The following is a 22744-nucleotide window of genomic DNA, read 5'->3' on the forward strand; positions in this document are numbered from 1 at the left end:
TTATGAGTGATTATTTAACATACAAAGGATATTTTGGAACTGTCAATTTTAATTCAGACGATGAAGTATTTTATGGAAAGATTTTTGGAATTAGTGATTTAATTAACTTTGAAGGATCGTCTGTTAAAGAATTAAAGGAATCTTTTGAGGAATCTTTAGATGATTATTTGGAGACATGTAAAGCGCTAAATAAAACACCAGATAAGACATTTAAGGGGAGTTTTAATGTTAGGGTAAGCATGGAATTGCATAAAAAAGCAGCTATGATTGCCAATCAGAAAAGCATTTCTTTAAATGATTTTGTAAAGAAAGCTATTGATTATGCGGTTTCTCATGATAAAGATTTGGATGAAATTACCACAATGAAAACACAAAAAATGTAATTATTACTTTAAAGATAACAACGTGCATAAGAATTTTATATTTCTTAAATTTTATGTTCATATTGGTAATCCACGAGAATCGCGTATTCCAAAATTTATGTAATGTTGTCCGGAATATGAGAATTTATAAAACATAATCTTAAACGATCAATTCTACCTTGTAATAACTTCACCACAATTAACTTGTACATAATCATCACCGATATATGTCTAAAAACGTTATATCTATGATTATTCGAGATATTTCAAAGCGTTATTGATTCACAAAACCACAATTAACTTGTACATAATCATCACCGATATAAGTCTAAAAACGTTATATCTATGATTATTCCAGATATTTCAAAGCTTTATTGATTCACAAAACCACAATTAACTTGTACATAATCATCATCGATATAAGTCAGAATACATTATATCTATGATTATGTCAAATACCGCGAAAAGCGCTATTTCGTTAATTGTTATATTTTGTTCTATAATTTATATTATGTAAAATAGAAATTTACAAGAATTAGGGATGCCCATCAGAACACCCCTTTTTTTAGGTTATTTCAAACTAGCCATGTCAATTACAAAACGGTATTTCACATCGTTTTTTGTCACACGCTCATAAGCTTCATTGATATTTTGCATGTCTATCACTTCAATATCCGAAACAATATCATGTTCACCACAAAAATCTAACATCTCTTGGGTTTCTTTAATCCCACCAATTAAGGATCCAGCAACACGTTTCCGGCCCATAACCAGACTACCGCCATGAAATTCGCGCATATTTTCAATAGCACCAACTAAAACCATCGTCGCATCAATTTTCAATAAACTCAAATACGGATCCATAGCGTGACCAACTGGAATGGTATTCAATATAAAATCGAAACTATTGGCATGTTGCTTCATCGTGTCTTGATCTTTTGAAATCAACACCTCATGAGCACCTAATCGTTCGGCATCATCCGCTTTATCTGGCGATGTGGTAATCATCACGACATGCGCTCCCAACGCATTAGCGAATTTCACGCCCATATGTCCAAGGCCGCCTAAACCAATAACACCTACTTTATCACCTTTCTTTACCTTCCAATGGCGCAATGGCGACCAGGTGGTAATTCCAGCACAAAGCAATGGTGCTGCACCTTTTGGATCAATATTTTCTGGCACACGCAGTACAAATTCTTGATTGCAAACCACAGATGTTGAATAACCTCCATAAGTTTGACCACCTAAATGTTTGTCTGGACTGTTGTAGGTGAATGTCGCACCATTTTCACAAAACTGCTCCAAATCATGCTCACAGCTGTTGCACGTTTGGCAGGAATCTACCATACAACCAACTCCAACTAATTCACCAACTTTAAAATTTTTCACATCACTCCCAACGGCTGTAACACGACCTACAATTTCATGGCCAGGAACAACCGGATATGTGGAGCCTTTCCAATCGTTTCTAACGGTATGAATATCCGAATGGCAAACACCACTATATAATATATCAATCTTGACATCGTTAGCTTGTAAGTCGCGACGTTCAATAGTCATTGGTTCTAAATTGGCTGTGGCACTTTTAGCTCCATAAGCTTTTACAGTTTCTTTCATAGTGTTTATATATGTTTTATAATATTTTTTTGTGAATGGATAAGGTACTATTCAACAGACGAACTTTTAAAATTCGTGTATTAAACTTATGTTATTTTTTCATAATCGGTATAGCCCTTTTTACCAGTGGTATAAAATGTATCGGCATCCCACTCTGCTAATTCCAAGTTTTGCTCAAAACGCTCCACCAAATCCGGGTTTGAAACAAAGGGTTTTCCAATGGCGACTAAATCAGCATCACCACGTTCTAAAACCGCGTTACCACTCGCCTGCTTAAAATTTGTGTTTATCATCAAAGTACCTTTATAAATCGGTCTGTATCGTTTGGCGATTTCTGTTTCGGCATAAGGCACGTCTGACACATCATTAAAAGGTTCAGATAAATGCACATAAGCCAAGTCATAATCATTTAATTTGTTTATGATATAATCAAATGTGGGAAGCGTTTCTTCATCCACTGTCACACCAAATATGTTGTGAGCTGAAGGATTAAAGCGGACTCCTACTCTATTTTCAGGCATAACCGATATGATAGCGTCCAGAACTTCAAAGAAAAAACGCGCTCGATTTTCAATACTGCCACCATAATTATCGGTTCTAATATTGGATGTTGTACTAAAAAACTGATGGAATAAATACCCGTTTGATGAATGTATTTCCACACCATCAAACCCAGCATCCATGGCATTTTTTGCTGCATTCTTGAAATCTAATATGGTTTGATCAATATCGGCTTGTGTCATTGCTTTTGGCGTTACCGTATCTTTAAAACCTGTTGGTGTAAAGGATTGCACCTTCGGATTAATAGCCGAAGGTGCTATTGGTAAATTGCCATTATGAAAATCAGGATGCGACATCCGACCCACATGCCATAATTGTATAAATATCTTACCACCTTCATCATGAACCGCTTTGGTAACCAGCTTCCACCCTGCTACTTGCTTTTGCGTATGGATTCCAGGCGTATGTATATAACCCACCGCTTGCTCTGAAACTTGTGAGCCTTCGGAAATAATTAATCCAGCCGAAGCACGTTGCGCATAATAAAGCGCATGCAAATCTTCTGTCGGAACTTTATCAGGATTGTCAGCACGACTTCGCGTCATGGGCGCCATAACTACGCGATTTTTCAAGGTAATATCGTTGTTGAGTTGATAAGGTTGGAGTAAAGCTTGTTTCTTGGTCATAAATGTCTTTTGAAGTTAAATAGTATTGTTTTACAAAAATACGAAGCAATTCACACAAATACCGATAACAAACAGGTGAAGCTTGTTAAACTTTCCTTAAGGTTTTTATAGACATATGACGTGTTTGCACATTCAAATAACCTAAAATCTCACGATAAAATTTTGATAGACCACAATAGGAGATTATAAATATGACTTCGAAATCATCCAATATATCACGAATAAATACAATTAATTCATAGCATTAGAAAATGTCTGCCTATTTAAGTCTTAACCGTTCCGAAAGTATTCGGGACGATTTTAATTCCATTTAAACAACTACAAAATCGTAATCCGAACCTTTTTCTTTTTCAAACGTGAATTAGTAGTTTTTTCAACAACTGCATGGGCTTTCTTTTTTGGAACAGCCACAAAAGCACAGTCTTGCTTCAATTCTATAACACCTAATTCATGTTTTTCTAAATGGCCTTGTTTAAAGAGTAAACCTGCTATATCACCTTTTGAAATCTTATCTTTTCGTCCTCCAGAAACAAAGAGTGTTACCCAGTCGGATTCCAGCTTTTTAGGATTCCCCTTTAGTTTTAAAATTTGGTTGGTGTCAATAAATTCTGGTAAATATTCATCTTCCCATTGCAACACATACGCGGTTCCTTCAGCATTCATCCTGGCTGTTCGTCCATTTCTATGGGTGAATTCTTCTGCTTTTAAAGGTAATTGGTAGTGAATGATATAATTCAATTCCGGAATATCCAATCCACGAGCAGCCAAATCCGTAGCAATAATTATTTGATGGGTTCCATTTCTAAATTTAATTAAAGCACGCTCCCGATCTATTTGTTCTAAACCACCATAAAAGCAACCATGTGCAATATTCTGACTGTTTAAAAAGTCGCTGACATATTGAATGGTATCCTTATAATTACAGAATATAATTCCGGGTTTATTGCCTATATCATAGAGTAAATCTAATAAAGTATTGCGCTTGTCTTTTAGAGGCGAAATCACCTTTTTTATTTGAATATTGGATGCTTCCGAATCTGAATAATCAATCATCAATTCATTGGTGAGCCCAACGAAACTTGGTATTTTAACTCCTTGTGTAGCCGAAGTTAACACACGTTTTTCTATGTAAGGAAGGTGTTCAATAATCTCGCTCATTTCGGCTTCAAAACCAATTTCTAACGATTTATCAAACTCATCTAACACCAAGGTTTTAATATCCTTAACTGAAAAGGTTTCTCTCCGTAAATGGTCAGCCACACGTCCTGGTGTCCCAATCAGGATGGCTGGTGTATGAGTCAGTTCAATTTTATCTTTTGAAAAGTGCCTGCCACCATAAACGGCATTGGCTTTAAAACCGGTTCCCATTTCACGGATTATTTGTTCAATTTGAATAGCCAATTCCCGAGATGGTACCAAAATTAGCAATTGCACGTTGGGACAATCCGCATCCAATTCCGCCAACGTAGGTAATAAAAAAGCCACTGTTTTACCAGTTCCTGTTGGCGACAAAAGCACAGTGTTTTCAGCATTAGCAATGGCTAACAAAGCCTCTTCCTGCATGTCATTAAGTTTAGTAATATGCAATTTTGCTAATATGTCTTGTTGTGCTTTTATGGAATTGGCCATAGTGATCTTCTATTTAGAGCGCCAAAGATAATGACTGTTAAATTGGTTATGGAATTTAATAGAAAAGAATTAATAACAGTTTAATTATCCATCTCTCTAGATTGTGCTTTTGTTCTATTAATTTCCCTTTGAATATCAGGCGGATAGGTGTTTGGGTGAAATTATAACACGACATCTAAACTCTAACAAAATTTTATGATTTTATATTGATTTATTTTTTATTTTCGGACGTCGCAAAAATAATATTTTGCAAATTTTAACGTTAACAGGTTTTTAATAGCACAAAGTAACCTATGAAATCATTTTTTGCCCTTATTTGTTTGTGCCTAGCTTCCAATAGCTTTGGCCAAATTATAAACTCTGGGGACCCATCTCCAAACCTTCTTAATTTTGTGGCCAGTAGTCACGATTTATTAGAAACCTATGAAGTTGAAGAAGCTGAAGACGCTGTTGATATTACAACAGATTATTGGGATACGAGTAAAATTCGAGTTGATTACGGCAAGGACATCAAATTTCCTATTCATTTACAATTTAATAATTCTAATTACGCCTCTCCTATTTCTAAAAATAAAGTAATTACCTCCCGCTATGGTTGGCGGAAAGGACGTGCTCATAAAGGTATTGATATTGATTTAGTAACGGGCGATAGCCTTTTTGCCATGTTTGATGGTGTGGTTCGTTTTGCCAATTATAGTTCAGGTCATGGTCGTTCGGTTGTGGTTCGTCATTTTAATGGTTTGGAAACGGCTTATGCACATTTATCGAGCTATGGTGTAAAAGAAAATGATTCCGTTGTTGCTGGTAGTTATTTAGGAAAAGGTGGTACTTCTGGAAATGCTCGTGGTAGTCATTTACATTTAGAAGTAAGCTATCAGGGAATTCAAATTAACCCAGAATATTTATTGCAATTTAACGACTCAAACGAAGTTCTTAATAATGAAATTTGGATTACACGTGATATGACACGTCCAGAATTACACAATAGCAAGCGTAAAGGTACGATAGATGTTCCAACTACAGAATCGGAAGCAATAGCGTTGGCAAACAAGCCAAAAACTGTTTATATTGTAAAGCGCGGGGATACTTTATCTCGCATTTCTTCTAGAAATAATATGAGTTTAGCAGCTTTGTGTAAATTAAATGGGATTAATAAAAATGCGACGTTAAAAATTGGTCAGAAATTGATTGTTATTTAAGGTGAAAAATAAGAGGTGTACTTTTTAAAAAGGGATTACACCTCCAATTATTCACCGCTAAAATCTTGATTACAAATCCAAAAGAACTGTTTTTGTTTTTCTACCATTCTTAAGTACCACACGATATTTTATTTCAGTATCTACATCTTTATTGTATTGAATATTACAATACACCTCATTTAAGGAATAGCCTGGATTGGCTTTAATTATTTCAGAACTCAATACAAATGGTAATTTGATGTTTTGATACTGTTCATGACACTTTAAAAGGGTTCCATTTTTATCATAGACAGCCAACAAGTTGTTTTTTCCTTCCTTAAAATTCACTGTGTATGTGGTTGCGCTTTTCGAATTATAAACGTTATGTGCCTTGATATCATAGTTAGCTACAAGATCTTGAAGCTTTAATACTTTTTTAGATATATCAAAGTCATTCATAGTGGTTAAATAATCCATATTCTTAACCATTTTAATAGTTTCAGAATGGTTTGTTGGGTTGGGTGTTGCTAAAAGCGCTAAATCATTTTGAGCAATCATTAGGTTGGTAAAGCCTAGAAATAGTAAACCAATTACATACGTTTTCATAATACTAAAGTTTTATAAGGTTATACAAATGTTGCTACTAATTAGGAACCTTTTTTTAACTGGAACTAAAGTATAAGATAAAAACGTACAGAACCAAATATGCATATAGACAGGTAATGTACAAGCAATAGACATTTGATAGACAAGTGCGTTATTCGAGTCTAAATAATTTTAATTTGTTGTTTTTTAAGTAGTTACATGTTTTGAATAAAACTGTCTAAATCTTCATTTACTGAAAGATCTAATTTTTTTCGTAACCGATACCGACTGGTATTTAAAGAAGCTAGTGTAATATTTTGAAGTGTCGCTATACTTCTACTGTCCATTTTTAGACGAATTAGTGAACACAACCGTATTTCATTTTTACTTAAATTAGTAAATAATCCGTTAAGTTTACTATAAAAGGCATCACTTAATTTATCTAGTTTTTCATAGAACTCGTGAGTGTTAGTATCAAAGGTAATCTTGTTTTGTATATCCTGTTCTAAATGCGCTAATAAGGCTTTTTTACCTTCGGAAGGCGCTTCCATTATTATTTCTAATTTATTTGCCAAATCTTGAGCCCATTCTTGGTTTTGGGTCAGATTGATAGCAAAATCAGATAGGTCACGTTGTTTAGACTCAATTTCAGATTGTAAGTTTTCATTGTTTACACGTGAAATTTCTAATTTCTGTTCGGCTAAAAGTTGTTTGTTTTTCGCATTAATTATGTGTTGGCGTCTGCGTAAGAATAAAGACAGTAATAAAATTAAAATTATGGATGATGATAAAGTTACAATCCATAGTTTAGACCGTTGACTTTGAATTTTATTCTCTTTCTCTATTCTGTCAATTTTAAAATTTAGTGCAACTCGATCTAGAGATATGGTGTTCAGCTCATCTTGCCATCTTTGATCAGCAAGCTTGGAGAGTGTAGATAAACTATCTGAAAGTTTTCGAAATCTGTTTGCAACTTCCAAAGCTTCTTTAAATTTTTCTTGTTTCGTATACAATTCTTGTTCTGCACCTAGGATTTGTAATTGAGATTGACTTTGAATATGGTTGTTAAATGATGGACCTGATAAGGTTTTAAGAAGTTTATTAAATGTTTCTTCTGCTTCATTTAGCTTTTTTAGTTTTATTTCTGTTTCCACTTGTTGAACTCCAGCGCTTATAAGACGTGAAACATCAAATTGGTTTGATCTTTCATTTTTAATATTACTATACAAATTGAAATTTTCCCGATATAAAGGCAATGCCATTTCAGGTTGTTTCCTGTCTATATAAATATCCGCAATATTATCACGAATACTACCAAGTAAGGTGTGCTTTGGGAATTTTTCTTTCGTTAGTAAATACGCTTTATTGAAATAAACTAATGCGGAATCTAAATCCTTTTTGTGCCAATAAAAAAACAGCCCATAATTATTAAATGCCGACGGCTTAGTTATAATATCATAATCTTTAATAAAGGCTATGTTTTTTTTATGTTGTAATGCAGCGCTATCTAATTGACCAATTCGCGCATAATTATCGGCTTGTATACCATAAGAATACGTAATTATTTCAACTAAATTATACTTTTCTTCAGGAGATAACTTTTTGAAATTCGCATCGTAATACTCGAAAAACGCCTTATACCATTTTATGGATTCTTCAGGAAATCCAATTTCACGAAACCAGTTCCCGGAATGCAAATAGCTCTGCATTTTAAAAAGATAATGGTCTTCAATAAATGGTAATAAGTCCAACCGTTTATAATGTTGCAACAAATACGTTTGAAGTTGTTGTTCCGTAAAAGATTCACGTCTGTATGTTTTGAATTCATTTTCAGGAAATGATTCAGACATAGTAGCTGTTATGCTCTGGTATTTTTTTAAAGCTTCATCACTAGTCAAGTTAATTTGAGCACTGCATTTTAAAGATAAAGCTATGCTTACTATAAAAAACAATTGTCTTAAGCGTATCACTAGATAAAAGGTAATTGGTTAGTTTACTCAAATATACAGATTTATAAGAACTAATGTTTTAAAGTATTGAAAATGTGATGTTAATAGTATTTTTTGCGTAACCAAAACGCGACACGAACCAGTAAAATCAATGCAGGAACTTCTATCAGTGGTCCAACCACACCTGTAAACGCCTGGCCAGAATTAATTCCAAAAACAGCAATAGCTACAGCTATGGCTAACTCAAAATTATTACCAGCTGCAGTAAAGGATATAGCTGTATTGGTGGTATACGATGCACCAACTGCTTTGCTCACAAAAAAGCTGATTAAAAACATAATCACGAAATAGATCACCAATGGAATTCCTATAATAATGATATCGAATGGAATGGTTAAAATCATTTCACCTTTTAGAGAGAACATTAGTATTATAGTAAATAATAAAGCTATCAAGGTCATTGGTGAAATAGTTGGAATAAATGTTTCATTATACCACTTCTCACCTTTTAAAGGAACCAAAATTAAGCGACTTAAAATTCCTAAAGCAAAAGGAATTCCTAAATATATTAGTACACTTTCTGCTATAGTTGCAATAGAAAGATCAACAATAGCACCTTCAAAACCAAAATAAGGTGGTAAAACAGTAATAAATAACCAAGCATAGAAGCTATAAGCAAACACTTGAAATATACTGTTTAAAGCTACCAAGCCCGCACCATATTCGCTGCTTCCTTCCGCAAGGTCATTCCAAACTAGTACCATGGCAATGCAACGCGCAAGTCCAATAAGAATAAGGCCTACCATATATTCAGGGTAATCCTGCAGAAAGGTAATAGCTAGCACGAACATTAAAATGGGGCCAATAATCCAATTAAGAAATAGAGAAATAGATAATACTTTGACGTCTTTAAAAACAGCCGGTAAAAGCTTATAATTAACTTTAGCCAACGGTGGATACATCATTAAAATTAACCCAATAGCAATTGGATAATTGGTAACGCCATGGCTTAATTGATTTAGAGAGTTTGGGATAGCTGGAATCAGGGTACCAATAGCCACACCGAACAGCATGGCTAAAAAGATCCAAAGTGTTAAATAGCTATCAAAAAAGGATAATTTTTTAGTCATTTGTTTTTATTTGAGAAAACACATAAAATAATTCAGAGGCAATTTGAAGACTTCGTTCCAAATATTTTTCCTTTTGCATCGGCGTGTTATCAAAAGCCTTTGGGTCTTCATATGTAATGGGAATACGTTGTTCTGCGCCTGCAATAAATGGACAACCTACGTCCGCTTGCGAACATGTTAAAATAGCGGCAAATTCAGATTCTGGATTAAAGGTATTGTCATAGGTTTTAGAAAATGCAATTATAGCGGGTTCATTTTTCGCATATTTCATACTGTAAATAGGATTGTCGTGTTCAGTTAGGTGTTGAATATCAAAGCCTTGATTAATCAATGTATCAATTACAACAGGAAAAACGGCGGTTGCTTCGGTCCCACCTGAATAACAAGTTATATTTGTTATTCCAAAATAATGCGCTAAAGCTTGAGCCCATATTTGGGATAAATGACTCCTTCGGGAATTATGGGTGCATATAAAATTTAATCTAATTGCTTGTTTTGCAATGTGTTTATGTTGTATGAAATTAATCAAAGGTTTAATTGTTTCCTGTCGTTCACGACTAATAGAATTCTCTTGTAAACTCGTAATTGTGGCTTTTAACTTTGTATTCATCATTACTATTTATATAGGTTTAACAACATCCAGAACCTGGAGCACACCTATCTATTTTTTCTATTTCAGACAATTTAAGTTTTGATTTTCCAGCGGGAATACCGCATTTATCTTTAGCCAAACAATCCGTTTGTTTATTGGTTAATAAAAAGTTCGTACCATCAAAATCTAGATCGTATTTTCCTATGGTGCTTCCTTGGTATTCCACCTCTATTTCTAAATCTTCTAGGTTTAATATCTTTTCAGATAATTCGATTATGGAAACTAGTTTTTCAGGATGTAACCTATGGTCATAATCATTGGCTTCCCATAATTGAAAGTTGATGACGTTTTCCGTTCTTACAGTTCCACCGCAATCAATAAAATGTTTATTAATTTTTCCGACTTCCGTTACGTGAAAATGATTTGGCACTAATTGCCCATTGGGTAATTGAAACGCAATAGTTTCTAATTGACTTAAATGTTGTTTGATTTCTGATAGTTTCATATCTGTATTTTTACGTTTAGAGTTTAGCAGCAGTCGCCTACGCCTTCAATTTTCTGACTTAAAAATTGGTTTAATAATGCGGTTATTTGTTGCCATTCATCTTGATCAATACAATAGCAAACACTTGTTCCCGATATACTTCCTTTAATAATGCCCAAGTTTTTTAGCTCTTTCAAGTGTTGTGAAATGGTGGGTTGAGCCAATCCAATTTCGGTAACCAAATCGCCACAAATACAGCTGTCTATTTTAAATAAATGCTGTAGTATAGCTATACGAGCTGGATGACCTAGTGCTTTAGCTATTGTTGCTAATTTGTTTTGCTCATCTGTAAACTTGTCTGTTTTAGTAATTCCCATAATTATGCATTTGTATATTGCAATATTACGATTAAATAATTAAACTGTTTTATTTTTTTAAATTTTTTTTCAAAAAAAAGAAATTCTATCATTAGTAAAGGCTGTCATGTTTTCATAAATTTCTGTACTTTGCGCCTTCCTAAAAAATCCATGAATAGTGAAAGTTTGTATTGCCGAAAAACCAAGTGTTGCCAGAGAAATAGCATCTGTATTAGGTGCTAACACGCGGCATGATGGTTATTTTGAGGGTAATGGTTACCAAGTAACTTTTACTTTTGGGCATTTGTGTACTTTAATGGAGCCTAATGATTATAAACCCTATTGGAAAAGCTGGGATTTAAACAATTTACCCATGCTTCCGGAAAAGTTTAAAACGAAAGTGGTTTCCAATTCGGGAATTCAGAAGCAATTTAAAATTGTAAAACGCTTATTTGATAAGGCCGATTTAGTTATAAACTGTGGTGATGCTGGTCAAGAAGGTGAACTTATTCAGCGTTGGGTCATGGATCAAGCAAACTACAAAGGACCTATTCAGCGCTTGTGGATATCATCTTTAACAACCGAAGCTATTAAAGAAGGTTTTGAAAACCTAAAGCCATCAGAAGATTATGATAACCTGTATTATGCTGGATTTTCTAGAGCTATTGGCGATTGGCTTTTAGGAATGAATGCCACCCGTTTATATACGTTAAAGCACGGTGGATACAAGCAAGTGTTATCGGTGGGACGTGTGCAAACACCCACTTTAGCAATGGTTGTTAATCGGTTTAAGGAAATTGAAGATTTTAAGCCTCAACCCTATTGGGAGCTGCAAACCTTATATCGTGATACACTTTTCAGTTATGAAGAAGGGCGTTTTTTAAAAATGGAAGATGGTGAAGTTTTAGCGAATAAAGTCAAAGAATCTGAATTCGAAATTATTTCAACCTCCAAAAAGAAAGGAAAAGAATATGCACCAAAGTTATTCGATTTAACAGGATTGCAAGTACATTGTAATAAGCGTTTTGGCTTTACAGCCGATGAAACCTTAAAACTCGTTCAAAGCTTATACGAACAGAAAGTGGTAACCTACCCTAGAGTTGATACCACGTTTCTACCCAATGATGTTTATCCAAAAGTGGCTGGTATTTTAAAGAATTTAACCAATTATGCCGCGTTAACACAACCGCTTTTAGGAAAAAAAATTAAGAAGTCATCCAAAGTTTTTAATGACAAAAAAGTAACTGATCACCATGCTATTATTCCAACAGGTGTGGAAATAAGGTTGCAATACAACCAACAACAGGTTTACAATAGTATTGTAAAACGGTTTATTGCTGTTTTTTATGAGGATTGTGAAGTGTCCAATACAACCGTAATTGGTCAAGCTGCAGACGTAAATTTTAAAACAACCGGTAAGGAAATTTTGAAGAAAGGTTGGCGAATTGTATTTGAAAACCCTGAAAAGGAAATTAAAACAGCAGATACATTACCGTCCTTTGTAGAAGGCGAAAAAGGATCGCATGAACCTTCTTTTTTAGAGAAACAAACGAAACCACCCAACCAATTTACAGAAGCCTCCCTCCTACGTGCCATGGAAACAGCGGGCAAACAGGTAGATGATGATGAATTACGGGAGTTAATGAAGGAAAATGGTATTGGTAGACCATCTACACGTGCTAATATTATTGAAACGCTTTTTAAACGCAAATATATTATTCGAAATAAAAAGCAAGTTTTACCAACTACAACAGGCATTCAGTTGATTGATACCATTCAGAATGATATTTTAAAATCGGCAGAATTAACCGGAACCTGGGAAAAGCAATTGAAGGATATTGAAAAAGGAACCTTTAAAGCAAGTACGTTTATTAATAATATGAAACGTATGGTGGATGAATTGGTTTATGAAGTCCGTAGTGAAACTAGACGAGCTAATATATCGCATGTTGTTACATCACAACAAAAAGCGGCAAAGCCAAAGGCTAATAAACCGAAAACAAGTAAAGGAATTATATCGGAAACCTGCCCTAAATGTAAACAAGGAACGCTAATAAAAGGTAAATCAGCTTTTGGTTGTTCGGAATACAAATCTGGATGCAAATTGGTTTTACCCTTTAAATTACACGATAAGAAAATTTCTGAAAAACAATATATACGATTACTTCAAAAAGGATCAACCGTAAATTTGAAAGGCTTCAAGACAGATTCAGGTACTGTAGAAGGTTTGTTGCGTTTTGACGAAAACTATAAATTAGTTTTAGAACCTAAAAAGGAAAAACAAAAGCCCGTTCCGGAAACTATAGTCTGTCCTAAATGTCAACAAGGTACTATTGCTAAAGGTCAAACAGCCTATGGTTGCACCAAGTATAATAAGGGGTGCGATTTCTTATTAACTTTTAATGACTTACGAGAAAAGGCTCAAGGAAAAAAAATGACCAAAGAATTGGTATTTGAAATTATTCAAAATCATGCTAAATAGCATATAATTTCATAAATTGTGATAAATATCATGTTTAGAAAGGGTTCTAACCTATATTTTTACCAATTGAAAACCAAAACTTACAATTATGATTTCTCAATCCCTTGCACTGTATAACTGGAACAACGGCGTAATAATGATTGGCATTTTTGCCCTCGTTTGTGTCGTCCTAGTTGGAATTTTAATAAACTTCATGATGAGTGGTAAACCTAAAGAAGATGTAGAAGAAACGGACGATACGGCCACTAATTTATAATTTTTAAACAATTCATTCTTGCAATGAATTGTTTTTTGTACATTTGTTAACCAAACGGTTAAACTATAAAGTTAATGACAGCTAAAAAGAAAGACGAAAACACGGAGGAGCAAATTTTAGATGCTGCTAAAAAAATATTTCAAACTAAAGGAATGGATGGCGCCCGAATGCAAGAAATTGCAGATGCTGCCAATATAAACAAAGCAATGCTTCATTATTACTATCGTAGTAAACAACTACTTTTTGAAGCGGTTTTTAAGAATGCATTTTCCATGCTTGCACCACAGTTAAATACAATTTTAAATGATGACTCGTCTATTGAGGAAAAAGTAAAAAACTTCACCTCTAACTATATATCATTTATAATAAAACATCCTTATTTACCGAATTTCATTATTCAAGAGTTAAATAGAAATCCAGATTTCCTTCAGAAAATTCAAGAGAATTCAACACTCTTAAATATCGAGAAGTTCAAAAAACGAGTGGATTTTGAAATAAAGGAAGGGATTTTAAACCCCATTTCTGGTGAGCAACTATTCATTAATATTCTGGCTTTAAACATTTTTCCCTTTGTAGCAAAACCATTGGTTAAGGCTTTTACAAAAGAAGATGATAAAGGTTTTAGGCAGCTTATGGAAAACCGAAAGACAGAAGTTGCGGATTTTATAATCAATGCCATAAAAAAATAGTACCATGAAAACACGTTTTAGTATATTGATTCTTCTTTTTGTTGGCTTACAAAGTTGGTCCCAAGACATTGTAACCTTGGACAAGTGCTACCAATTGGTGTCGGAAAATTATCCTCTAGTCAAGCAACTAGCTTTATTAGAAAATCAAAATGCTTTAGAATTAGATCTTATAGATACCCAAAAACTGCCGCAATTGGACTTTGATGCGCAAGCTGCCTATTTATCAGATGTGACTCAAATACCACTTCCAGACACTGGCATTGAGCCACCTAATAATTATCAATATCGGGCAACACTTTCTGTGAATCAATTAATTTATACTGGTGGTGCCATTCATGCATCATCTAAAGCAAAATTGGCTCAACTAAAAACCCAGCAAAAGCAATTGGAAGTGTCGTTGTATCAGTTAAAGCAGCGTGTTAATCAACTATACTTTTCTATTTTGTTACACAATGAATCATTGGATTTATTAGTAGCCAAAAAAGAGCAATTAGAAAGTAAGTTAGGTGAAATCACAGCAGCAATTGAATACGGAACCATGTTGCCAACTTCTGATAAAGTGCTGGTAGCCGAACTATTAAAAATAAAGCAACAGGTTACTGAAATCACTAATAATAAAAAGGTGCTAACTGAAACCTTATCGGCCTTAATAGGTGTGTCTTTAAACGAATTTACCACATTTCAGAAACCTTCACTTGTAACAAGCCTCTCGCCTGCACTTCAACGACCAGAATTAGAATTGTTTCAGTTAAAAAAAGATGAAATTGAGAGTCAACAGGAATTAATTCAAAAAAACAATATGCCTAAACTATTCGGATTTGCATCGGGAGGTGCGGGAAATCCGGGTTTAAATATGTTAGACAATTCCTTTCAACCATTTTATACAATTGGTGTCAAGTTAAACTGGACTGTTTTTGATTGGAATGCCAATAAAAAGAAACGTGAATCCTTAATGATCAATAAAAATATTATTGAAAATGAAACGGAGATTTTTGAATTAAACACCAATATTGAACTTAATAAGTACGAATTAGAAATAGCTAAAATTGTAGAAACGATATTGATAGATACAGAAATCATCAACCTTCGAAAAGCCGTGTTATTAGCAACCGAATCGCAGCTACGAAATGGTGTTATTACGGCCTCCACTTATGTTACGGAATTAACAAATTTATATGAAGCCGAAAACAGTTTTGCAAACCATAACATTCAATTGCAATTAGCCAAAGCAAATTATAACATAACTCAAGGACAGTAAAAATGAAACGACAATATATATATTATTTAGGAATTAGTTTCGGACTATTAACGTTGAATTCTTGTAGCAATTCTAATGGTAAAGCCGATGGATATGGAAATTTTGAAGCAACAGAAATCACCGTTTCTGCTGAAAATAACGGAAAGATTATGGCATTTAATGTACAGGAAGGCATTGCGCTTAAAAAAGATGCCTTTGTTGGTTATATAGACACAATCCCTTTAGCGTTAAAGCGCGAGCAATTACTAGTTTCTAAAGATGTTATTAGTAGTAAATCACAAGGTGTTTTATCTCAAATAGCCGTTTTAAAGGCGAAATTAAAAACAGCTAATATCAACAAAACTAGAACAGAAAATTTAATAAGAGATAAAGCTGGTACACAAAAACAATTGGACGATGTTCAAGGTGAAATAGATGTTATTAAGCAGCAAATACGCAGTGTAGAAATCCAAAATGCACCTGTAGTAAACGAATTGAAAAATTTAGACGTTCAACTTAAACAAATTGAAGATCAAATTAATAAATGCAAGATTATAAATCCAATAAACGGCACAGTATTAACCAAATATGCAGAACCTAGTGAAATAACAGCATTTGGAAAACCACTTTACAAAATTGCTGATTTAGAAAACATGGAATTGCGTGTTTTTATTAGTGAAACCCAATTAGCCAATATAAAAATTGGGGAATCCGTAACCGTTAAAATTGATTCAAATGATACCATGAAGGATTACGAAGGAACCGTCATATGGATTGCATCTGAGGCCGAATTTACACCAAAAATTATTCAAACTAAAGAAGAGCGTATTGCGCTTGTTTATGCCGTAAAAATAATCGTTAAAAATGATGGTAGCCTAAAAATAGGGATGCCAGCAGAAATGTGGTTAAATAACTCAAATAATAATCAATAAAAACTAAAAACAATGAAACACGTAATTTTCACATTAAGCCTATTGGCTTTAGTAAGCTGTAAAGACAGCAAAAATCAAGACCTAAAAACGGAAACTGCTGAACAACCTGCGGAGACCGATAACCATCATGATACCCACGAAGCCTCTGGGGTTTATTCCAATGCATGGGTAAGCGAAATACAAATTGATAATGGCGAAAAGTGGCAAGCCGATGCAACAACCAATGAAGGTATTCAAAAACTTCAAAACACAATCAATACACAAACAGCTAGCACATTAGATGACTATCATAAACTAGCAGAACAACTGAATGACGAGAAAAATTTTGTTGTAAAAAACTGTACAATGAAAGGCCCTTCGCATGACAATTTACACATTTGGCTTCACCCATTAATTGAAAAAATTGATGCGCTTTTTAAAAACAGAGGATGTTGATGATGCTGAAAAAATTACGGTTAGCATCAAAGAAAACATTAATGCTTACAACACCTATTTTCAATAATAACTTAAAAAATTTTTTACCATGGAAAAGCATACATATAACGTGAATATTAATTGGACACAAGACCGAAAAGGTATGATGTGTTCACCAGAGTTACACAATAATGAAACCAATGAAACCAACTGTTTGGAAGTTGCAACACCACCAGAATTCCCAGGAGGAATGCCAAATATTTGGTCGCCAGAACATTTATTTACTGCCGCTGTTAGCAGTTGTTTAATGACTACTTTTTTGGCGATTGCAGAATTTTCCAAATTAGAATACGTGAGTTTTACATGTGATTCAAAAGGTATATTAGAAAAAGTAGATGGCAAATTTGTAATGAGCGAGGTGTTATTATTTCCTGAAGTTGTTATTACAGACGAGTCCAAACGTGATCGTACAGAACGTATTGTTGAAAAAGCAGAAAAAGCCTGTCTAATTTCAAATTCTATTACATCAAAAGTTACTATGGAAACTAAAATTATCGTTCAAAACTAAAGTGTCATGGGCATTTCAATTAACCATATCAGCAAATCTTATAAACATGTAAAAGCCTTACAGGATATTTCTTTTGAAGTAAAACCAAATGAGCTTTTTGGTTTAATTGGTCCTGATGGCGCAGGAAAAACAACCCTTTTTAGAATTTTAACAACCTTGTTAATTGCCAATGAAGGTAATGCAACTGTTGCAGGTTATGATGTGCTGAAAGACTTTAAAGAAATAAGAAAGCACGTAGGTTATATGCCCGGGAAATTCTCATTATATCAAGATTTAACGGTTGAAGAAAATTTGAGATTTTTTGCAACTATTTTCGGAACCACTATTGCCGAAAACTACGATTTAATAAAAGATATTTATGTTCAAATTGAGCCCTTTAAAGATCGTCGTGCTGGTAAATTATCTGGAGGTATGAAGCAAAAACTGGCTTTGTGTTGTGCGTTGATTCACAAACCCAAAGTATTGTTTCTTGACGAACCTACAACAGGAGTCGATCCCGTTACTAGGAAAGAATTTTGGGACATGCTAAAACGCTTACAACAAAAAAATATAACCATTTTAGTTTCTACGCCTTATATGGACGAAGCTGCCTTGTGTGATAGAATAGCGTTAATTCAAGATGGCGAAATTTTACAGATTGATACACCGGAAGCCATCGTAAAGCAGTATCCTAAAACTATTTATGACGTTAGTGCAAACAATATGTATCAATTAATAATGAGCTTAAAAGCTTACCCACATCAGCATAGTGTATATCCGTTTGGTGAGTTTATACATTATACAGATACACGTGCTGGATTTAATCCTAACGAATTGAAACAGTATTTACAAACCCAAAACCTATCAAATATTACCATTGAAAAAACCCAAGCAACCATAGAAGATAGTTTTATGGAATTAGCAAAATAAAAATATATCTACAAACGTAACAGGTTTATAAAACGTGATAGGTCTCAATTCTGAAATTTCTGGAATTGATAATAATGAGACTCCCACTTATGGGGGAGATAAATATGAATAATAACAAAGTCATACAAGCTGAAGGTTTAACTAAAATGTTTGGCGATTTCACCGCTGTAAATGCCATTACATTCGCCGTTGAAAAAGGTGAGATTTTCGGATTTCTTGGGGCTAATGGCGCCGGGAAAACAACCGCCATGAAAATACTGATTGGAATTTCAAATCCAACATCAGGTTCAGCGCAGGTAGCTGGTTTTGATGTCTTTACTCAAGCGGAAGATATCAAAAAAAACATTGGCTATATGAGTCAAAAATTTGCATTATATGATGACTTAACCGTTAAAGAAAATATTACCTTTTTTGGAGGTATCTATGGTTTGTCGAAATTAAAAATCAAAGAGAAAACAAATGAAATGATAGATGATTTAGGTCTAGAGGATGTTGCCAAACAATTAGTTGGTTCGTTACCCTTGGGCTGGAAACAAAAAATTTCATTTTCGGTAGCCTTATTGCACGAGCCAAAAATTGTTTTTTTAGATGAGCCTACTGGTGGTGTAGATCCTATAACTAGGCGTCAGTTTTGGGAAATGATTTATAGAGCAGCACATCAAGGCACGACTATTTTTGTTACCACACATTATATGGATGAAGCCGAGTATTGTGATCGCGTTTCTATTATGGTAAATGGAAAGATAGAAGCTTTGGATACGCCAAAAAAATTAAAGGAACAGTTTCAAGTTACTAGTATGAATGATGTGTTTTTAAAACTAGCCAGAGGATGAAACGATTTATAGGTTTTGTTACCAAAGAATTTTATCACATTTTTAGAGATAGGCGTTCCTTGTTTATTCTCTTTGGAATGCCTATTGTCCAAATTTTACTATTTGGTTTTGCCATTACCAATGAAATTAACAATGTGGATATTGCTATTTTAGATCACTCAAATGATGCCACCACAAATGAAATCATTAATAAAATATCAGCATCAAAATACTTTAGTGTCAAGCAACTTATTGAACGTGAAGATGATATAGAAGCTGTTTTTAAAAAGGGAAAAGTGAAAGCTGTTTTAAACTTTGAAAAAGATTTTAGTAAAAATCTTATAAAAGATCGCCAAGCTACCGTTCAAATAATTACAGATGCAACAGACCCAAACACGGCTAACACCATTAGTAATTATGTAAATTCTATTTTAAAAAAATACCAGCAAGAGCAAAACAAAGCTATAACTATTAATTATGTTATAGTTTCAGAACCAAGAATGGTCTATAATCCAGAACTAAAAAGTGTGTATATGTTTGTTCCTGGTGTAATGACTATTATATTAATGCTGGTTTCGGCTATGATGACGTCCATTTCCATTACACGAGAAAAGGAATTAGGAACTATGGAGATTTTATTAGTGTCACCTATAAAACCTTTTCAAGTAATTGTTGGTAAGGTGTTTCCGTATATTTTCTTGTCGGTAATTAATGCTATCGTAATTGTTTTGTTAAGTATTTTCATCTTTAAAATGCCTGTCCAAGGGAGTTTAATTTTATTGGCGTTTGAGAGCATTTTATTTATTGTATCAGCTTTAGCTTTAGGAATTTTAATCTCAACCATTTCAGCAACACAACAAACCGCCATGATGATTTCCTTAATGGGTTTAATGCTTCCCGTAATTCTGCTATCCGGCTTTATTTTTCCCATTTCAAGTATGCCAATCCCTTTACAATTTATCAGTCATGCCATTCCGGCAAAATGGTTTATTATCATATTAAAAGGAATTATGCTTAAAGGTGTTGGGCTGGAATTTATATGGAAAGAAACACTGATTTTAATAGGCATGACCGTTCTCTTTATGGGAATAAGTGTAAAAAAATATAAAATTAGATTAGAGTAAAAAACGGTGACCAGTTTAAGAATGATAAAGATTCTGGGCTGAATAAAAAAAGAATTAATTTAATAAATAGATTCCCGCTTTGCTGGGAAATGATATGAAAACAATACGATATATCATCCAAAAAGAATTCAAGCAAATCTTTAGAAATAAAGGGATGCTACCAATCATTTTTGTGTTACCACTACTCCAATTAATTATTTTATCTAATGCAGCTACTTTTGAAGTCAAGAATATCAAATTCGCATATATAGATAATGACCATAGTAAATCATCAAGAGCACTAATAGAGAAATTTGAGGCTACTACATATTTTAATGTTTTAACAGCCTTTCCAACTCAAAAATTGGCAAGTTCAGCTATGCTAAAAGGAGAAGTAGATGTTGTTTTAGAGATTCCCTCTCATTTTGAACGTGATTTGCTAAAGGAAAAAAAAGGTGCTTTGGGAGTTACTATTAATGCTATTGATGGTGCTGCTGCCGGTGTTGAAAACGTATATGTTTCTCAAATAATTCAGAATTATAATAGGCACATTAAAACGGATTTGATGCAATTTTCAGAATCTCAATTTCAACCTGTTGACATTGCTACCATCCCACTTTTTTGGTATAATGAAACGTTAAACTACAAAACGTTTATGGTACCTGGTATATTAGTACTATTAGTTACCATGATCACGTTATTTCTTTCAGGAATGAATATTGTTCGCGAAAAAGAAATTGGAACTTTAGAGCAAATCAATGTAACGCCTATAAAGAAAAGTCAATTTATTATTGGTAAGCTTTTTCCGTTTTGGGTTATTGGAATGGGCTTGTTAACTATTGGATTAATTCTTGCAAGGCTCATTTTTAATGTGCCTATGGTAGGAAGTTTATTACTTATGTACCTCTATACTTCCATTTTTATTTTGGTGATACTCGGTATGGGATTATTTATTTCCAATTTTACCGATACCCAGCAACAAGCCATGTTTATCGCTTGGTTTTTTGTAGTGATTTTTATTTTAATGAGCGGACTGTTTACACCTATTGAGAGTATGCCAGAATGGGCCCAAATACTTACCGAATTTAATCCTATCAAATACTTTGTTGAAGTCATGCGTATGGTGATGCTTAAAGGTTCCGGTTTTATCGATATCCTGCCACAACTAGTAAAAACACTTATTTACGCATTACTAATGAATGGATTAGCGGTTTGGAGTTATAAGAAAACGACTTAATTCCCTTTTACACGTGTCCATAGTTCAGACATTAATTTCTTGGCATCGCGACTACCTTTAGGTTGTTCAATAAAACTAATGTTTCCAGACTCATCATCTTTATCAATCAAAAATTGAAAAACAAAACTTTCGGAGGCAGGTTCTAAACTCAATAACCCAAAACGTAAATCATTATAGTATAATTTTCCGTCTTGTTGTGTTATGGTGTACCATCCTTTTGAAATGTGAATCATGCGTTGCATTTTGTCATTGGAAAGCAAATCGGCTATCAATTCATGGTTTTTAGGATATGACACGAATGAAATAGGCTGCGTATCGAAAAAAGAATAGTTTCCAAGCAAGTAGGCGTCCTGTGTTTCTACATTAGCACTCCATAATATGGTATTTAGAGGTGACGGTCTTGTGTCAATCTGCAAATAGCTTAGATGTTGTTTTTCCAAAGCATTTTCAAATTTTGTGAAAGCGGTCCACTTTAAAATAAATGTAAGTACTAGATACGCGGTACTTACTAATAATCCTGTACGATTGTAAAATTGACGTTTTTCTGATGTTCGTTTTTGAAACATGGTCAAAATCAAGAATACTAAAAATGGCAAGGTATATAAGGGATCAACAACAAATATGGTTTTAAAAGCCAAGCGTAAATCAAATGGCCAAAATAGCTGCGTTCCCCAAGTGGTATGTGCATCCAGAATAGGGTGCGTTACAAAAGCCCAAAAGAAAAGCCAAGACCAACCTTTAACACTTTTATATTTTTCATATCGTGATACCAACCATCCAAGAATTGGTGCAAAAATGATAGAGAATAAAATGGAATGTGTAAAACCTCTGTGAATTTCTAAAGCTGTAACGGTATCTGTAAAATAGGAAGACAGGATATCTAAATCAGGAATTGTTCCCGCAATAGCCCCATAAAGCATGGCTCTATTACCAACTTTTCTACCTAAAACGGCCTCACCAACAGCAGCGCCTAAAACTATTTGCGTTAAAGAATCCATGGGCTTATAAGAAAGTTAGAATTAGGTAAAGTACT

Annotated in this window: 23 protein-coding genes; 13 read left to right on the plus strand and 10 right to left on the minus strand. The window is 33.9% G+C overall.

Features of this window, described 5'->3' with window-relative positions:
- The first annotated feature begins 2 nt into the window (after nt 1–2).
- Complete coding sequence (locus tag GMA17_RS04755; RefSeq protein WP_248399666.1) at nt 3–383, plus strand: type II toxin-antitoxin system HicB family antitoxin; 381 nt, start codon at nt 3–5, stop codon at nt 381–383.
- Between the two features lie 549 nt (nt 384–932).
- Here GMA17_RS04755 and GMA17_RS04760 read toward each other — a convergent pair.
- The 3 genes from GMA17_RS04760 to GMA17_RS04770 all read right to left on the minus strand — a co-directional run bounded on the left by GMA17_RS04760 (nt 933) and on the right by GMA17_RS04770 (nt 4798).
- Entirely contained in the window at nt 933–1982 is a 1050-nt protein-coding gene (locus GMA17_RS04760; protein ID WP_248399668.1) for an NAD(P)-dependent alcohol dehydrogenase, read from the minus strand.
- Nucleotides 1983–2068: 86 nt separating this feature from the next.
- Nucleotides 2069–3169 carry an alkene reductase gene (locus GMA17_RS04765; protein ID WP_248399670.1) on the minus strand — a complete coding sequence of 367 codons (1101 nt, stop codon included), beginning with the start codon at nt 3167–3169 and terminating at the stop codon, nt 2069–2071.
- A 318-nt stretch (nt 3170–3487) separates the two neighbouring features.
- Nucleotides 3488–4798, minus strand: a complete 1311-nt coding sequence (locus GMA17_RS04770; protein WP_248399672.1) for a DEAD/DEAH box helicase — start codon at nt 4796–4798, stop codon at nt 3488–3490.
- A gap of 293 nt (nt 4799–5091) precedes the next feature.
- Between GMA17_RS04770 and GMA17_RS04775 the strand changes: the two genes are divergently transcribed.
- Nucleotides 5092–5997 (plus strand): M23 family metallopeptidase, encoded by a 906-nt coding sequence (locus GMA17_RS04775; protein ID WP_248399674.1) that lies wholly within the window; start codon nt 5092–5094, stop codon nt 5995–5997.
- Between the two features lie 69 nt (nt 5998–6066).
- Here the strand turns inward: GMA17_RS04775 and GMA17_RS04780 are convergent, their stop codons facing one another.
- The 6 genes from GMA17_RS04780 to GMA17_RS04805 all read right to left on the minus strand — a co-directional run bounded on the left by GMA17_RS04780 (nt 6067) and on the right by GMA17_RS04805 (nt 11093).
- A complete protein-coding gene (locus tag GMA17_RS04780) occupies nt 6067–6582 on the minus strand; it encodes a hypothetical protein (RefSeq protein ID WP_248399676.1) in 516 nt (171 codons plus the stop codon).
- Between the two features lie 194 nt (nt 6583–6776).
- Nucleotides 6777–8411 carry a tetratricopeptide repeat protein gene (locus GMA17_RS04785; protein WP_248399678.1) on the minus strand — a complete coding sequence of 545 codons (1635 nt, stop codon included), beginning with the start codon at nt 8409–8411 and terminating at the stop codon, nt 6777–6779.
- Nucleotides 8412–8611: 200 nt separating this feature from the next.
- A complete protein-coding gene (arsB, locus tag GMA17_RS04790) occupies nt 8612–9640 on the minus strand; it encodes an ACR3 family arsenite efflux transporter (protein WP_248399680.1) in 1029 nt (342 codons plus the stop codon).
- Nucleotides 9633–10250, minus strand: coding sequence for a protein-tyrosine-phosphatase (locus tag GMA17_RS04795; protein ID WP_248400616.1), 618 nt, complete (start codon nt 10248–10250; stop codon nt 9633–9635). Before GMA17_RS04795 ends, arsB begins: the two co-directional genes overlap by 8 nt.
- Nucleotides 10251–10269: 19 nt before the next feature.
- Nucleotides 10270–10737 carry a DUF6428 family protein gene (locus tag GMA17_RS04800; protein ID WP_248399682.1) on the minus strand — a complete coding sequence of 156 codons (468 nt, stop codon included), beginning with the start codon at nt 10735–10737 and terminating at the stop codon, nt 10270–10272.
- 23 nt (nt 10738–10760) lie between these two features.
- Complete coding sequence (locus tag GMA17_RS04805; protein ID WP_248399683.1) at nt 10761–11093, minus strand: helix-turn-helix transcriptional regulator; 333 nt, start codon at nt 11091–11093, stop codon at nt 10761–10763.
- Between the two features lie 157 nt (nt 11094–11250).
- On the opposite strand from GMA17_RS04805, the gene GMA17_RS04810 reads away from it, so the two are divergent.
- The 11 genes from GMA17_RS04810 (at nt 11251) to GMA17_RS04860 (ending at nt 21711) form a co-directional block, all read left to right on the plus strand.
- Nucleotides 11251–13554: a type IA DNA topoisomerase gene (locus GMA17_RS04810; protein WP_248399685.1), complete on the plus strand. Its 2304-nt coding sequence runs from the start codon at nt 11251–11253 to the stop codon at nt 13552–13554.
- 88 nt (nt 13555–13642) lie between these two features.
- Nucleotides 13643–13810, plus strand: a complete 168-nt coding sequence (locus GMA17_RS04815) for a hypothetical protein (protein ID WP_248399687.1) — start codon at nt 13643–13645, stop codon at nt 13808–13810.
- Nucleotides 13811–13884: 74 nt separating this feature from the next.
- Nucleotides 13885–14499: a TetR/AcrR family transcriptional regulator gene (locus GMA17_RS04820; RefSeq protein ID WP_248399689.1), complete on the plus strand. Its 615-nt coding sequence runs from the start codon at nt 13885–13887 to the stop codon at nt 14497–14499.
- Nucleotides 14500–14503: 4 nt separating this feature from the next.
- Nucleotides 14504–15757: a TolC family protein gene (locus tag GMA17_RS04825; RefSeq protein ID WP_248399691.1), complete on the plus strand. Its 1254-nt coding sequence runs from the start codon at nt 14504–14506 to the stop codon at nt 15755–15757.
- Between the two features lie 2 nt (nt 15758–15759).
- Nucleotides 15760–16668: an HlyD family secretion protein gene (locus tag GMA17_RS04830; RefSeq protein WP_248399693.1), complete on the plus strand. Its 909-nt coding sequence runs from the start codon at nt 15760–15762 to the stop codon at nt 16666–16668.
- 12 nt (nt 16669–16680) lie between these two features.
- A complete protein-coding gene (locus tag GMA17_RS04835) occupies nt 16681–17103 on the plus strand; it encodes a hypothetical protein (RefSeq protein WP_248399695.1) in 423 nt (140 codons plus the stop codon).
- 88 nt (nt 17104–17191) lie between these two features.
- On the plus strand, nt 17192–17650 hold the full coding sequence (locus tag GMA17_RS04840; RefSeq protein WP_248399697.1) for an OsmC family protein: 459 nt from the start codon (nt 17192–17194) through the stop codon (nt 17648–17650).
- Nucleotides 17651–17656: 6 nt separating this feature from the next.
- Entirely contained in the window at nt 17657–18559 is a 903-nt protein-coding gene (locus GMA17_RS04845; RefSeq protein ID WP_248399699.1) for an ABC transporter ATP-binding protein, read from the plus strand.
- 104 nt (nt 18560–18663) lie between these two features.
- Nucleotides 18664–19392 carry an ABC transporter ATP-binding protein gene (locus GMA17_RS04850; protein ID WP_248399701.1) on the plus strand — a complete coding sequence of 243 codons (729 nt, stop codon included), beginning with the start codon at nt 18664–18666 and terminating at the stop codon, nt 19390–19392.
- Entirely contained in the window at nt 19389–20495 is a 1107-nt protein-coding gene (locus tag GMA17_RS04855; RefSeq protein WP_248399711.1) for an ABC transporter permease, read from the plus strand. The genes GMA17_RS04850 and GMA17_RS04855 overlap by 4 nt, the downstream gene beginning before the upstream one ends.
- A 94-nt stretch (nt 20496–20589) precedes the next feature.
- The gene (locus GMA17_RS04860; protein ID WP_248399713.1) at nt 20590–21711 is read left to right on the plus strand and encodes an ABC transporter permease; all 1122 of its coding nucleotides are present in this window, start codon (nt 20590–20592) and stop codon (nt 21709–21711) included.
- Here GMA17_RS04860 and GMA17_RS04865 read toward each other — a convergent pair.
- A complete protein-coding gene (locus GMA17_RS04865; RefSeq protein WP_248399715.1) occupies nt 21708–22709 on the minus strand; it encodes a metal-dependent hydrolase in 1002 nt (333 codons plus the stop codon). The two genes, GMA17_RS04860 and GMA17_RS04865, sit on opposite strands and share 4 nt — an antisense overlap.
- Nucleotides 22710–22744 lie beyond the last annotated feature (35 nt).

Source organism: Bizionia sp. M204 (genome assembly GCF_023205095.1).
In the GTDB taxonomy this organism is placed as follows: domain Bacteria; phylum Bacteroidota; class Bacteroidia; order Flavobacteriales; family Flavobacteriaceae; genus Algorimicrobium; species Algorimicrobium hallyeonense.

What these genes read in the sequence shown, in the direction of transcription:
- GMA17_RS04755 (WP_248399666.1), top strand. Translation starts at nt 3, where the DNA reads ATGAGTGATTATTTAACATACAAAGGATATTTTGGAACTGTCAATTTT.
- GMA17_RS04760 (WP_248399668.1), bottom strand. Translation starts at nt 1,982, where the DNA reads ATGAAAGAAACTGTAAAAGCTTATGGAGCTAAAAGTGCCACAGCCAAT.
- GMA17_RS04765 (WP_248399670.1), bottom strand. Translation starts at nt 3,169, where the DNA reads ATGACCAAGAAACAAGCTTTACTCCAACCTTATCAACTCAACAACGAT.
- GMA17_RS04770 (WP_248399672.1), bottom strand. Translation starts at nt 4,798, where the DNA reads ATGGCCAATTCCATAAAAGCACAACAAGACATATTAGCAAAATTGCAT.
- GMA17_RS04775 (WP_248399674.1), top strand. Translation starts at nt 5,092, where the DNA reads ATGAAATCATTTTTTGCCCTTATTTGTTTGTGCCTAGCTTCCAATAGC.
- GMA17_RS04780 (WP_248399676.1), bottom strand. Translation starts at nt 6,582, where the DNA reads ATGAAAACGTATGTAATTGGTTTACTATTTCTAGGCTTTACCAACCTA.
- GMA17_RS04785 (WP_248399678.1), bottom strand. Translation starts at nt 8,411, where the DNA reads ATGTCTGAATCATTTCCTGAAAATGAATTCAAAACATACAGACGTGAA.
- arsB (WP_248399680.1), bottom strand. Translation starts at nt 9,640, where the DNA reads ATGACTAAAAAATTATCCTTTTTTGATAGCTATTTAACACTTTGGATC.
- GMA17_RS04795 (WP_248400616.1), bottom strand. Translation starts at nt 10,250, where the DNA reads ATGAATACAAAGTTAAAAGCCACAATTACGAGTTTACAAGAGAATTCT.
- GMA17_RS04800 (WP_248399682.1), bottom strand. Translation starts at nt 10,737, where the DNA reads ATGAAACTATCAGAAATCAAACAACATTTAAGTCAATTAGAAACTATT.
- GMA17_RS04805 (WP_248399683.1), bottom strand. Translation starts at nt 11,093, where the DNA reads ATGGGAATTACTAAAACAGACAAGTTTACAGATGAGCAAAACAAATTA.
- GMA17_RS04815 (WP_248399687.1), top strand. Translation starts at nt 13,643, where the DNA reads ATGATTTCTCAATCCCTTGCACTGTATAACTGGAACAACGGCGTAATA.
- GMA17_RS04820 (WP_248399689.1), top strand. Translation starts at nt 13,885, where the DNA reads ATGACAGCTAAAAAGAAAGACGAAAACACGGAGGAGCAAATTTTAGAT.
- GMA17_RS04825 (WP_248399691.1), top strand. Translation starts at nt 14,504, where the DNA reads ATGAAAACACGTTTTAGTATATTGATTCTTCTTTTTGTTGGCTTACAA.
- GMA17_RS04830 (WP_248399693.1), top strand. Translation starts at nt 15,760, where the DNA reads ATGAAACGACAATATATATATTATTTAGGAATTAGTTTCGGACTATTA.
- GMA17_RS04835 (WP_248399695.1), top strand. Translation starts at nt 16,681, where the DNA reads ATGAAACACGTAATTTTCACATTAAGCCTATTGGCTTTAGTAAGCTGT.
- GMA17_RS04840 (WP_248399697.1), top strand. Translation starts at nt 17,192, where the DNA reads ATGGAAAAGCATACATATAACGTGAATATTAATTGGACACAAGACCGA.
- GMA17_RS04845 (WP_248399699.1), top strand. Translation starts at nt 17,657, where the DNA reads ATGGGCATTTCAATTAACCATATCAGCAAATCTTATAAACATGTAAAA.
- GMA17_RS04850 (WP_248399701.1), top strand. Translation starts at nt 18,664, where the DNA reads ATGAATAATAACAAAGTCATACAAGCTGAAGGTTTAACTAAAATGTTT.
- GMA17_RS04855 (WP_248399711.1), top strand. Translation starts at nt 19,389, where the DNA reads ATGAAACGATTTATAGGTTTTGTTACCAAAGAATTTTATCACATTTTT.
- GMA17_RS04860 (WP_248399713.1), top strand. Translation starts at nt 20,590, where the DNA reads ATGAAAACAATACGATATATCATCCAAAAAGAATTCAAGCAAATCTTT.
- GMA17_RS04865 (WP_248399715.1), bottom strand. Translation starts at nt 22,709, where the DNA reads ATGGATTCTTTAACGCAAATAGTTTTAGGCGCTGCTGTTGGTGAGGCC.